A 13,293-nucleotide genomic window follows, 5' to 3' on the forward strand; every position below is an offset into this window, starting at 1 on the left:
ATCACTAAGCAACTTGCGAAGCACACGATTTTCCTCTTCTGCTTCTTTCAGTTCCTTGCTCTTAGTGTCATAGGGCACTTTTAAACCTGCTTCCCCTTTATGGTCGAACTTCTTCTTCCAGGAATAAAAAGTGCCAGTGCTAACCCCGTATTTACGGCAGGTTTCCACAATGCCTATTTCTTCCGAACTGGATAATATCTCCAACTTTTGTACTAAGGTCCATTTCTTATATTTCATATCTCAAATGTATAAATTTGAAATTTAAAATATCACTCCGAACTTATGTGGGGCTAAAGTAGGGGTATGGTCAGAACCTGCAGCGCTAGACTCAGTAATAAACACTAGAGGGGACGAATTTTTCCCTTCAGTAAGTGAAAAAGGAAACTTATACTTTACAGCAACAAGAAAGAACGGATTAGGGAAAGAAGATATTTTTATATCTAAGTACGTAGAAGGGAAATTTCAATCGCCTGAGCCATTGCCGGTCGAAATAAATTCACCTTTTTTTGAATTTAACGCCAATGTGAGCCCAAAGGAAGATCTAATAATTTTTAGCTCATTTGGCCGAGAGGATGATTTAGGTGGCGGTGATTTATACATAAGCCGCAAGGATGATAATGGAAAATGGAGTCAATCAAAAAATATGGGAGCGTTAATTAATTCAGATAAATTGGATTACTCCCCTTTTATAGATTGGGAAAACCGTAACTTCTATTTTACGAGTGAAAGAAAAACAAATCATGACAGAGAATTAAAAAGTGTATATTCTTTAAAACAGATAGCTAATAGTCCATTAAATGGTTTTGGTAATATTTTTAAAATTGGACTTGATGAAATTGAAAAGTTAGATTAAAGAACTATTGAACAACATCCGGAAATTAATCAAATGCCGCACACCATAACTTTTAATATCTGCACAGGTTGGTTAACCAATATCCCTAACAATGTTATACAAAAGGAACTTTGGTTTATACTTGATAAATTATTTAAAACAGAATGGATAAAATTGCCGTAATTGGTGGCCTAGGAGCCTTATCTGGAGCCGATTTGTTTTTTAAACTTCTAAAAAACAAGGAAGCCCTAAAAAATCAAAAAAACTATCATTTCATTTTTGAACAGCAACCATATAGTCAGATTGAATCTGCTTTATTTGAAGAGCAGGATATAAAATCAAGGAAATTCTACACCTTCAATTTATGCAAAAACTTTGAACAAAATAAGGTGTCTAAAATTTTACTGCCATGTTTTGCAAGTCATTCTTTTATAGATGAGCTGCAAAAGGAAACATCTATTTCCATTGTAAATATTTTTGATGCTATAACCAATTATCTAAGTCTAAAATTTGAGAAAGGCACTAAAATAGGAGTACTGACTTCTAGTTTTGTTAAAGAATCTACCTTATTAACAAAATACTTTCAAGACTATGAATTAATATACCCTACAAATCAAAGCCAGTTAATGCATGCCATATATGCAGAAACAGGTATTAAAAATGGATACTTAGACGGTTTGCCCCTAGAATATGTTTACGAGGCCTGTCTAGAGCTAAAAGCAAAAGGTTGTGAAGTGATTTTACCTTGTATTACCGAAATTTCCCTATTGGTAAATCAGCTTTGGAAAAGAGGAGTTCCAATAGTAGACGTTAATCAGGTTTATGCAGACTATGCGTTAGCTATAGGGAATATTCCACAGCTTAAACCGTTTAAACTGGGTATTGTTGGGGGAGTTGGACCTTCCGCAACGGTTGATTTTATGAATAAAATCATTCAAAGTACACCAGCGAAGAAAGACCAAGATCATATAAAAATGATTGTGGAACAAAACCCTCAAATTCCTGATAGAACTGCCAATTTAATTCATAATCAAACAGACCCCACTATTGCGTTATTTTCCACTTGTAAAAAATTAGAGGCAGCTGGTGCAAATGCAATTGCAATACCCTGCAATACAGCACATGCTTTTGTAAAGGAAATTCAAGATCACCTTAATGTGCCTATTGTTAATATGATAACGACTACAGCAGAATATATTTTAGAAAACTTTGGAAAAGGTACCATAGTAGGCTTATTAGCTACAAGTGGAACAATTCAGAGTAAAGTATATTTTAATGTACTTACACATTTTGGGCTTCAGATTGTAGTTCCAGATGAAACGCATCAAAATCTTGTAATGGAAAGTATTTATGGTGAAATGGGTGTGAAAGCTGGATATACAAGTGGCCTTTGCAAGGAACAGATTAATGGCGGAGTTAATCACCTTATTAAAAAAAACGCTCAGGTAATTATTTTAGGGTGTACTGAGCTACCTCTACTGTTCCCTCAGAATCAAGGATATAATGACACCAAGTTTTCAATTGAATTAATTGACCCAACTTTAATTTTAGCAAAGAAAGTAGTTCAGTTAGCTACCCAAAGCTTATAAAAAATATGAGCCTTGAATAAACATGTAATATTTGGGCAATTGAAATAACACAAATAAAAACCCAAGAAGGGATATAGATAAAACAGCTACAAAAGAAATTTTCAAGAAGTTTGATTTTTAAAGTGTGTTGGAATTCCCCGCTACTGCGATTTATACAGCAGCTGGGCCTGCTTATGAAGTCAGACAAGCCAGTCTATGAAACCTAGCAGGTTTACCTTTGCCGTAAGGCAGGTTTACCTTTGCCATCCTTTAGATTTGTGTTGTAAATATATTCTATGATGATGTTGAAAAGAGGGGTCTGGGGAGACTCATAACTCCGAAAATGTTTATAACTTTATTGTAATACAACAGGTATTACTAAAAGAAAATATATTTTTTGGATTGGATAGAGTTAGGTAATTTTAAATGAATGCAATTATAATGAATTTGTATTATTTCATACCGTAAAAGACCCTAGTATAAATACTTATGCCATATGGTTTCCAAAATCTAAAATGGATATTTAGTGTTCTTGAATGGTAATAATATGAATAAAATCTATAAAAAATTATTAACCAAACCACTTTACGGTGGAATTGAATTATGAATTAATTGATTAAAGATGTTAGCTAATTTAACAGACTGGTCTACCCCTATACCATCTAATTACCTATGCCCATTTGGTCCAACATCAAGGCGTCAGCTATTAGAATAATGGTATGACAAAACTTCCATAACAGCCTTAAATTTACCTAAATCTTGTTATTTTTATATAAAATGGGATTGCCACGCAATCTTTAGTTAGCCTTAATTATAATCTAACAAATAAACGCATGCGTAAATTTGAGAAAATCGGAAGAATTAAGGTTTTTATAAATGACCCTAATAAAAAAAGTTTTTTTAAAATAATTAAAGAGGTATTTGTACTTTATAAAACCAAAAAAGAAATTCCTTATTACTATTTCAAATACCTGTATAGAAAAGATGTCAAAAATTATTTGGACTACTTAAGTGCAGGAGAAGTAAGTGCAATTCTTAGCAGTCCACTTTTGCATAAACCTGCATACAAATCATTAATAGAAAATAAATTATTTTTTGCGCTTTTAAGCGAGAAATCTCCCCTTAACACTCCAAAGCTAATCAGCTATAATCTAGGGACCACTTTCTATCATAACAATACGATTAAGCAAATTTATAATAGAAGTGACCTTGTTAGTTTTTTTGATTACGTTTTTACCGTAGATAACCTAGATGGTCTATTTTTTAGACGACCATCGGACTATGGTGGTAAAGGCTGTTTTAAATTGACGAAATCGGGCTTAAAAGATGAAATAGATACTATATTTGATTCACTCATAGATGGGTATTATATTCACACCAAAATAATTAAACAACACAGAGAAATTAATAAAATCAATGATAAATCTGTAAACACATTAAGAATAATCTCCCTAATTACATCAGATAATCATCCCGAAATAATTAGTGCGTTTATGAGATTTGGAGTTGGTAATAGTATTGTTGATAATGCCTCATCTGGTGGCTTTTTTGTTGGAGTAAATATGGATGAAGGCACATTAAAAAAAAATGGGCATTATATGCCTGAATATGGAGGAAAATTAATTAATAAACACCCAGATAGCGGCTTTAAAATTGAAGGGTTTAAAATTCCGTATTTCAAAGAAGCTTGTGAAGAAGTTTTAAAAGGTGTTAAAATTATACCTGATAGGTTTATTGGTTGGGATGTTGCGATTTCTACTATGGGCCCTGTAATAGTTGAGGCTAATTCTGGACCTCATTTACCTTCAGCTGACATTGGATATGGCGGTTTATTACAAAATCGTCATATTAAAAAATTAATAGAAGAATTAAAACAAGAAAGTAATTAATGTAAGATAAGCAGTATGGGATCTCGGAGGTGAACCTGATCCCGATCTGCTATAGCTCTCTGATAATTATAGCCACACTTAGACCTAAAGAGCTTAAAACATTGGCCAAATATCCTCCAATTAGCTAAACCAACTCCTTCCAATACCAAGTCTTCCGACGCTAATATTAAGGCGCGATAAAACTTCCCTAAATCTACCTAGGATAACCTAGAAGTGCTATTTTTATGGAATATGGAGTAACTGTCTAAACTCCCGTTGTACAACACTTGAAAATAAATACCTAAACATTAAAAAAAAATGAAAAAAAGCCTACTTATTTTAACATTTGGACTTTTAACAATGCTGAATTATGCTCAAGAAATAAACGAAACTAAAACTGAAAAAATTTGGCGGGTTAATTTTTTAAATCCTGCAATTGAATTGGAAATTCCAACAGGTCAATATTCTACTTTTTCTTCAGCACTTGGAATTGGTTATGGTGGAGGATATCCGGATTTAACTTTTGGAGGAAGTGGATTTATATATATAATTAGTCCATTTGCTGACTTGCAACAAAAATGGTTTTATAACTTAAATAAGAGAAACGAAAAAAATAGAAATACGGAAAATAATTCTGGAAATTTTGTTTCGTTAAGATTTATAACCCGTGGAAATTCGATTGCCGAGAATGTAAATCGCACTTCCGACGTTGATTTTGCTTTTGGACCAACATGGGGAATACAAAGAAAGTATGGAAGGAATTTCCATCTACTATTTGACGTTGGACCACAATATTATTTTGACACAAATGGTAATGGAAATATTTGGCCAATTATGTTGCAGCTGAATTTAGGATTCGACTTAAAAAAGACATAAAAATATTGCGTAGTCGTGTAGATGGCTCCGTCATTAAATGTCGCAGTACCCCCCTCAAGTACCAAAGAGTAATACATACTTTGTAATCATAACTACAATTCATTATTATGAAAAAAGTCATTCTACTTATATGTATAGGCCTAGCACTATTGAGCTGTTCATCAGATGACGATGCGGGAGATACTATATTGGTTTTATATAACCAAACCTATTGTAGCGACTCTTGGGGAACTGCCGAAACGGATACCGATTTAGCAGATATAATAAAAAATCACTTCCAATCAGTAAATATTGAAATATACGATGTAAGTATTGATAACAATGGGACCCCAGAAAGTTGTCTTGCCTGCTCGTGCTTAAGTGGTAAGAGAATTATTCTAGAAATAAAAAAAGAGAATATAAATTTTATTAAAGAGCATGGATTTCAAGTAAAGAAATAATTATAAGTTTATAACAGTTTGAATCACATTAAATTTAAGTGCATCTCAAAGGCGCCATAATTTTGTGTTTCACGTCTCCTAGCAAATTAAATACTCATCCATATAAGTGAAACTCTAAATCAGACATATTGAATTCTCATTGGCTGTTGTCAGATTAAGTGAAAAGTTCTTTTTTTACCCATAGGGTTCGCCATTTTAACATTCTGATTCTATGGCTCTTCCGACATTGAAACAATCCTTGTCGACTTCACTGAGGTTGTTGTAACGGGTTAAGCCGATGGTATTACCATCATACTCAATACAAGTGGAATTCTGAAAAGGAGAGTCGAACTAATAAAAAACAAAAAGATGAAAAACATTATTTTAAATGTAATCGTAGGGGGCTTGGTTTGTTTCTCAAACGTCGCAATATCACAACACACACCTTCTAAAACCACCAAATCTCAAAAGGAAAAAATTCTTAGGACACAAAAGAAGACTCCAACACATGTTAAAAGAACCTCACAGAAAGAAATGAAAGGAACCTCTTCCAAAGTAATAGGACCAGCTGCTGATCACATTAACATTAACCAGCTAATGTCGTCGGTATCTTCTATTACAAACATTCCTGAACGGGTTAAGTACAAATTTGGATTTTTGGTGGAAGGTGTTGCAGGGCCAAACAACCGGATAGAAATTACTAACAAGGTGCGCTGGAAACAGAAGGGTTATAATTACGAAAGAGTTAAAGAATATGACGTAATAAAAGTAACCTCGGAAAGCGATGGTACATGGGATGCTAAAATGGAAAACCCTTATCGTGGGGTACCTGAAGGAGCCTATAATATAAAGTTTGAAATCTCCTCACATCAATACCCGCAAGACATAACTGCAACACTTCCGCCTCCTTCAATTGTATATGGTACTATGGCCCCTCCAGAAATAATTAAAACCGATAGAGAAATTAAAGTTGCTAGCAATCCTGGTCCCGGCGGAATGTATCAGGAGACCTTTACCACTGTCTCTGGAAAAGGAATTCCCAATATGAATATCGAGGTCAGCGTATTAGCTGAATATCAAACCCCTGCTCAGCGTTATAATAGCGGAACCCCTAATATGGTTACTCGTTTTAGGGAGGGCGAGACTAAGTCCGTTAAAATTTCCTCAAATGGAACTTGGTCGGTAAAACTTAAAGTTCCAAATCCATATTCTCAAAAGCCATCATTTGGCCTCTATTACCCAAAATTAGTGGTAAAAGCAACCCAGTCCTCTTCACCCAGTGATGTATCGAGCGAAGGAGAAAAAAAGTTTGATATCATTTCTATTTAATACAAATAAACGTCAATAATAAGATTTGTGACAGTTTTGTAGTAATGAATGTGAAAGTTAATTTAGATAGTAAAAATTAATTAAAAGTCTATCCTAGCGATGGACTTTTTTATTTATTAAAAGTAGCGATTAACAATAAACCAAGTATGTACTTTATTCTATAGAGGCCAATTTAGAATATTTAATTACACTCTTTAGTTTTTATTCAGTTTAATGAAAATGGTTATGGCACAAGGTATTGAACACCATTAATTCCCCACAACCCCACTAGACGCTATGATATACCCAATCATATTAAGCGAATTCTTATATATATCAGGGGAAAACTAATTAGGCAAATTGTTAGTTTACTTAATAATATACTTTTCTAGACTGCAACCCGCTATCCACTAAAAATACAGAGTTAATATAACCCTCGATTTGTTTGCATGGAATTAATAAATACTAGCTAAGTTATAGCCTGTTAATTAAATTTTAAAAAGACTAGTTTTTAGTTAAAGCTATTTTAAGTCCCATTAATATAAAAGCTAGTCCACTAAATTTATTTAATCGAGAACCAAGCTTTGAGTTATTTTTAATTTTATCGAAAAATATACTAGCTAATAAAGTCAGGCTCATGTACCAAGCAATCCCGATAATAGCATATGTAACACCTAGTAGTACAAACGGAACAGGATTATGTATTTGAGTAGGATTGATAAATTGAGGAAAAAAAGCCAAAAAGAATAATGCAACTTTCGGATTTAAAGTATTAGTTATAAAACCTGTCCAAAAGTCACTTTTTGCCTTCTTTTCATTGGTGTCAATCGCCACATTAGGCAGAAGTCCATTTTTAGTTTTAAGCTTTACAACCCCTAGGTAAATTAAATAAACTGCCCCTACATATTTAATAAGGGTAAAAGCCAAGGCCGATTTTGCAATTAAAATAGATAAACCCAAAGCTCCAAAGAAAGAATGACTCAGTACACCTGCATTAATCCCAAGTGTTGCATAAACACCTGATTTCCTTCCTTGACCAATTGATTTGTTTAACACAAACATCGTATCAATTCCAGGTGTCATAATAAATAGCAAAGCAGTAATTATGAATGTAATAAAGTTTTCAATACCCATAATTTAATTCTTTTAGGGATAAAATAAATCTAGGCCACAAAGAAAAGTTTTTGCTACACTTTTAAAAATACATATTTTTGGTGAAATGATGCAAAAAACGCATTAGTTATGACTATTCAACAAATTAAATATTTTTTAATACTCGCTAATGAGTTGCATTTTTGGAGATCTGCAGAAAAGACATTTATATCACAGTCATCTTTAAGTCGGCAAATTCAATCACTAGAACAAGAATTAGGAGTGCAACTTTTTGAAAGAGATAAAAGAAATGTAAAACTTACTGATGCAGGTAAATTTCTAAAAGAGAAGTATGCGGTTCTTATAGAAGAGCTTGACCAATATCATAGACATGCAAAAAAATTGACGAAGGTATATCTGGACAGGTATCAATAACATATCCTGGATCTATTTCTTTTAATTTCTTACCTAACTTTTTAAAGCTTCTAAACACTAATCTTCCAGAGCTCAAATTTGAATTAACAGAGCCTATAGACCAGAATCACGAAAAGTTATTGCTTAGTTATCAAACAGATATAGCATTCAGTAGAGATAAAATAAAAAATATAAACATTAATTCATTTAAAATATCATCGGAATCAATTTGTTTAGTTGTTCCAAGTAATCATTGGTTTAATAAAAAATCGATATCGAACTTAAACAAACTAAAAGATGAAAAATTTATCATATCAGGACTACATGAAAAAACTTTTTTTGCCTCACTTTTAAGAAGCTTTTTTAATAAACATAATTTTGAACCAAAAATAATTATCGAGTCCGACTTTGGTGGTATGATTTTAAACCTTGTATCTACGGGACTTGGAGTATCTATTCTTCCCCAATCTTTTGAAATTGCGAAAACTCAAAGTGTTAGGTTTATTGAATTAGAGGAAGAAATAGATTTATTTATCCATTGGAGGAAAAATGAACCAAACAATACTATTAAACAAGTGGTGAAATATGCCGAAATGGTAAAAATATAATATACCAATGTTTTTTATAACTTACGCTAACACAAGGTTATCTGCCTCCAGACAGGCCTGCCTATGACGTTAGGCAGGTAAGCGACACGCTCGTACAAAATCACTTTTACGATTTTAAAAAATTTCCAACAGCCTGAGATAATAACTGTGCAGATTTATGCAAAATTCATAGATAGAAACAGATGGAAGCTGGGAGTTTACTTTCTAAATGGAATCCAAGTAGCTTAAGGTTGTGGGTAGGTAGCACATATAAGCTGCTAAGAAAATATCGCTTATCTTAGTTACAATATCTATATATTGGCATTCATTTTGATTCACTGAAAAGCGACATCTAATTGGTGAAAAAGAATATTATAATGAATAATTTAGTTTCTAAGGGGAAGGTAATTCACATCTTATTTTTAACTATAGGAGTACTCTTCTTGGGTTCTTGTAAAATTGACGGAAAAAGCACTGCTAAAAACGAAGAGATTTCTAAAATAAAGGAATCAACTATTGATAAAGATTTACTTGTTGGGTCTTGGAAAGATACCTCTAAATCGGCATTACATTTTTCCCTTTTAAAAAATGGTACTGCAAGATCCGATAATATGAAAACGCTACTATATAAAAACTGGAAGGTAAAAGGGAATCAAATTACATTTACTATCAAAAGTATTGGAAATGGTACATCGTCTATAGACACTATAACCTACATTATTGAAAAATTAACTAGAGATAAACTAATTCTTAGAGATGGCACTTATCAGTCAGAATATACCAAGAAATAAAACCTGGACTAAATGTATCTGCTTCTTCTAGCCAACTTCAGAAAATTTAACCATTATCCAAGAATCAATCTTGTAAAAAACTAAAAATGATTGAATTTTGGGATTCTGCTTATAAGAGTAACGATGAAATGTGGGGAGAGAATCCGGCTGATAATGCAATTAGCGTCCTTAATCTATTTCACAAAAACAAAATTAAAAGCGTATTAATTCCAGGATTCGGATATGGAAGGAATGCAAAGGTCTTTTATGATAAGGGATTAAATGTTTCAGGAATCGAAGTTTCTAAAACCGCAATTGAGAGAGCTCGCAAGTATTTTGGAAGGGATGTAACAATACATTACGGTTCAGTTACGGATATGCCATTTGATAAGGCTCGCTACCAATCAATCTATTGCTATTCTCTTATTCACCTTTTGGAGAAAGCCGACAGGTTAAAACTAATCCAAGATTGCTTTTTACAGTTAATTCCTAATGGTTTAATGGTTTTTGTTGCATTGTCTACAAGCGATAAGCGATTTGGTGTAGGAAAGGAAGTAAGCAAAAATACCTTTCAATCTCCACAAGGACTAAACCTTTACTTCTATAACGAAGCTTCAGTAAAAGAAGAGTTTGGAGGTTATAATATACTTGAATTAAAGGAGATTAATGAACCTGAAAAAAATCCAAATGAAAGACATTGGATGATAGTATGTAAAAAACTATTACCAACCATCTAATAAACAGCTCTGCCTCATAATAGAATTGAACTAGGCCTCTCTAATACCTAAGCGTTCACAAAGACCTTGTTGCAAAAACAAACTGATTGGGTATTAGGTTAAATAATAAAATTCTTAAGCAAAAAATCATGAAGACTATCAATTGGCGTTAACATATATCTTATTGAATTTATGTTTCATCTCAATGGTTCCAAGCATTACTATTTCAGCACCATGAGGTAAAATGGTAGAAGCCGATAGTAACGTTTTGGCTTCAGAATTTTCTTTAATTGCAATCACAGATAAGCCAGTCTTAGTACCTATCCTAGATTCGGAAAGAGACAAGCCTTCTAAAGATTTCGGAATCGGGATGATAAATAAAGTGAACCCCTCGCCTAAAACGGTTAATTCCTGCTCTTTAAAAATGGATAAAACGGCTTCAGAACCTAAGGTGGAATAACTCAACACAAAATCTGCCCCTGCCCTTTGCATGATATCAACATTTCGAGCTTCCGATATGCGGCTTACAATGCGTACGTCGTTATTAAGTCTACGACAATAAGAGGCCAAATAAATATTGGTAGTATCATCATGGGTAGAAAGTAATACCGAGGGAGCTTCAAGAATTCCCGCTTGTTTTAAAAGGTGATAATCTGAGGCGTCCCCAGAGAATACCTGATGACAATAGGGTCTAACCTTTTTACATACCTCCGGATCTTTATCAACAACATTCACCAAAACCCCATTTTTATGCAAAGACCTGGCCGCTGACAAACCTACCTTACCAGCCCCAATTAATAGTACAGGATTGGGGTTGATACTATAATCATGGAAAAGCTCATCAATGTTTTGGAGCTGTTCTTTATTTCCTATGATGACCAGTACACTATCATAGGTCAGTATTTCATCACCTTTAATAGGTTGCAATCTTCCACGCTCCCAAATTCCTACTATACTCACTCCAAATTTTTGTCTTAATCCAGTATCACGGATACGTTTAGAAACCAAGGGAGTATTATGAACGGGTAACTCAGCGATTAATAAATCTTCATATTGGCCTATGGCATGTGATTCTGCATGCTGAGTATTAACCCTATTGGCCAACTGCTCGCCAAGCCACTTTTTTACTGGCAGCACATGGTTAGCACCACTAAGTTGCTGTACATCAACCGATTCTAAATTAGTAGCAATAGCAACAATGGGTATCTCAGGGGCTATTTCGCGTATGGTAAGGATAATCTTGGTGTTTAAAAAATCGTCTCTGTTCACTAGAACCAATTTGGCATCCTTTATATTGGCAAGGCGATAGGTTTCCTTCTCATCTAGATCCCCAAATAGAACAGGAACGTTGTCATCGTGATTTTTAAGCGCATTTTCCATTCGGTTTTCAATCACATAAAATGGGACGCCCTCCTGTTCTAATCGGTCCGTAAGATCTCTTGCTATAACATCATAAGAACAGATTAAGATATGGTCTTTTGTTCTGGAGGGAACTTCACGAGGTACCTTGTTGTTCTTTCTCGACTCTAAAAGAGGAATATAAAAGTGCCTAATAAACGCAAAAGGCAAAACAATCATCAACATAAATATGCCCGAAAGCAATACCACAATACTAAAAATGCGACCAAGATCGGATGCAAAGGTAATGTCACCAAAGCCAAGGGTACTCATAACGGTAAGTGTCCAATAAAAACCAGTGACCCATGAATGGTGTTGTCCTTCAAATTCCATTATAAAATGGAATAGAATGGAATAAATTCCAATAACAAATCCTAGAAAGATCAAATACTTAAATAGAATCTTGTAGTTTCTTTTAAAGTCCCTGTCCCTCATATAATGAGCCATCTGACTTCCGACAAATTTCATAATCTGTATTATTAAAAAAGGGTTTACAATTTGTATATTCTTAATCTAAAGAATTCACTTCCTGCTCACCTGTTTATAAAAATGACTTTAGCTACCAATTTTAAAGGAGCAAAGATACAGTTTCAATTAGACTGCAGGCAGTTACTTGTATTAGAAGAGATATTAGAGTTATTATCGCTGACGATTATAATGAGTCTTGAGTAACACACATTGATTCTAACGAAGATTTAATGCAAGATATTACCAAATAAAAAGGAACAACAGTAACCCGTTGTTCCTTTCACATCTAATCACAACTTAACTATCTTATTGCTTGGAGAGATAGGTTTCAGAAGCAAATGTAAATATATCAGAGTCTGTACGTGCAGTCTCAAAAATAGCTTGCATCTCTTTTACCACTTCTGGGTGGGACTGGGCCACATTGTTTTCCTCAGAAATATCCTCTGCAAGATTATAAAGCTCCATTGGGGCACCTGGATTTTTTAAGACATCGTATTTAACAGCCTTCCAATCTCCTTTTCTAATGGATTGGCGACCTCCTTGTTCATGAAACTCCCAATACAAATAGTTGTGTTCTTCTTGATTCCCATTCTGCAGCAGCGTAGGAAGGAATGAAATGCCATCTAAATTGTTGGGTTTATTAATCCCTACAATTTCCGAGAAGGTGGGGAATACATCCCAAAATGCGGAAACATGATCAGATTTGCTGTTAGGTTGCACTTTTCCAGGCCATTTCACGATCATGGGGACTCTTATGCCACCCTCGTATAAATCTCTTTTCACTCCTTTAAAAGGACCGTTGCTATTAAAATATTCTGGATCTGCACCACCTTCATAGATCCCTCTATGAAGAAAATTAAATAAGTGGATATATGCTACACCTTATAACCCATGTATCAGTAAGTAGTCAAGGAATTTTGCCAGTTAACACGGTGGTTTTATTTAGTAATTTTTATATTAGTTGCCTAAAGACGCAA

The 13,293-nt window shown here is 33.8% G+C and carries 14 protein-coding genes; 10 read left to right on the forward strand and 4 right to left on the reverse strand.

The annotated features are described in order from the left end of the window. A partial coding sequence (locus tag H344_RS0113280) for a transposase (protein ID WP_026810771.1) occupies positions 1-237 on the reverse strand: 237 nt, incomplete at its 3' end. 286 nt (positions 238-523) lie between these two features. On the opposite strand from H344_RS0113280, the gene H344_RS22145 reads away from it, so the two are divergent. The 6 genes from H344_RS22145 to H344_RS0113315 all read left to right on the forward strand — a co-directional run bounded on the left by H344_RS22145 (position 524) and on the right by H344_RS0113315 (position 6,892). Continuing rightward, positions 524-853 carry a hypothetical protein gene (locus H344_RS22145; protein WP_051254317.1) on the forward strand — a complete coding sequence of 110 codons (330 nt, stop codon included), beginning with the start codon at positions 524-526 and terminating at the stop codon, positions 851-853. Positions 854-996: 143 nt separating this feature from the next. Beyond that, positions 997-2,421, forward strand: coding sequence for a cysteate racemase (cuyB, locus tag H344_RS0113290; RefSeq protein WP_026810772.1), 1,425 nt, complete (start codon positions 997-999; stop codon positions 2,419-2,421). Positions 2,422-3,233: 812 nt separating this feature from the next. Then, positions 3,234-4,289, forward strand: a complete 1,056-nt coding sequence (locus tag H344_RS0113300) for a sugar-transfer associated ATP-grasp domain-containing protein (RefSeq protein ID WP_051254318.1) — start codon at positions 3,234-3,236, stop codon at positions 4,287-4,289. 297 nt (positions 4,290-4,586) lie between these two features. Then, complete coding sequence (locus H344_RS0113305; RefSeq protein ID WP_026810774.1) at positions 4,587-5,144, forward strand: hypothetical protein; 558 nt, start codon at positions 4,587-4,589, stop codon at positions 5,142-5,144. Between the two features lie 107 nt (positions 5,145-5,251). Then, complete coding sequence (locus H344_RS0113310) at positions 5,252-5,584, forward strand: hypothetical protein (RefSeq protein WP_026810775.1); 333 nt, start codon at positions 5,252-5,254, stop codon at positions 5,582-5,584. A 348-nt stretch (positions 5,585-5,932) separates the two neighbouring features. Further along, positions 5,933-6,892: a hypothetical protein gene (locus H344_RS0113315; protein WP_026810776.1), complete on the forward strand. Its 960-nt coding sequence runs from the start codon at positions 5,933-5,935 to the stop codon at positions 6,890-6,892. A gap of 483 nt (positions 6,893-7,375) precedes the next feature. On the opposite strand, the gene H344_RS0113320 is transcribed toward H344_RS0113315, so the two are convergent. Further along, entirely contained in the window at positions 7,376-8,005 is a 630-nt protein-coding gene (locus tag H344_RS0113320) for a LysE family translocator (RefSeq protein ID WP_034256630.1), read from the reverse strand. 108 nt (positions 8,006-8,113) lie between these two features. On the opposite strand from H344_RS0113320, the gene H344_RS22150 reads away from it, so the two are divergent. From H344_RS22150 to H344_RS0113335, 4 genes are all read left to right on the forward strand, one after another. Continuing rightward, positions 8,114-8,398, forward strand: coding sequence for a LysR family transcriptional regulator (locus H344_RS22150; RefSeq protein WP_240484986.1), 285 nt, complete (start codon positions 8,114-8,116; stop codon positions 8,396-8,398). A 14-nt stretch (positions 8,399-8,412) separates the two neighbouring features. Beyond that, positions 8,413-8,985 carry a LysR family transcriptional regulator substrate-binding protein gene (locus tag H344_RS20285; protein WP_240484988.1) on the forward strand — a complete coding sequence of 191 codons (573 nt, stop codon included), beginning with the start codon at positions 8,413-8,415 and terminating at the stop codon, positions 8,983-8,985. Between the two features lie 356 nt (positions 8,986-9,341). Then, a complete protein-coding gene (locus tag H344_RS20290; RefSeq protein ID WP_051254319.1) occupies positions 9,342-9,755 on the forward strand; it encodes a lipocalin family protein in 414 nt (137 codons plus the stop codon). A gap of 86 nt (positions 9,756-9,841) precedes the next feature. Beyond that, entirely contained in the window at positions 9,842-10,471 is a 630-nt protein-coding gene (locus H344_RS0113335; RefSeq protein WP_026810778.1) for a class I SAM-dependent methyltransferase, read from the forward strand. Positions 10,472-10,609: 138 nt separating this feature from the next. Here the strand turns inward: H344_RS0113335 and H344_RS0113340 are convergent, their stop codons facing one another. Both H344_RS0113340 and H344_RS0113345 read right to left on the reverse strand, forming a co-directional pair. Further along, a complete protein-coding gene (locus H344_RS0113340) occupies positions 10,610-12,316 on the reverse strand; it encodes a potassium channel family protein (RefSeq protein ID WP_026810779.1) in 1,707 nt (568 codons plus the stop codon). Positions 12,317-12,622: 306 nt separating this feature from the next. Continuing rightward, the gene (locus tag H344_RS0113345; RefSeq protein WP_084148810.1) at positions 12,623-13,186 is read right to left on the reverse strand and encodes a sulfatase/phosphatase domain-containing protein; all 564 of its coding nucleotides are present in this window, start codon (positions 13,184-13,186) and stop codon (positions 12,623-12,625) included. Positions 13,187-13,293 lie beyond the last annotated feature (107 nt).

The organism is Arenibacter latericius DSM 15913 (assembly GCF_000424985.1).
GTDB lineage: Bacteria > Bacteroidota > Bacteroidia > Flavobacteriales > Flavobacteriaceae > Arenibacter > Arenibacter latericius.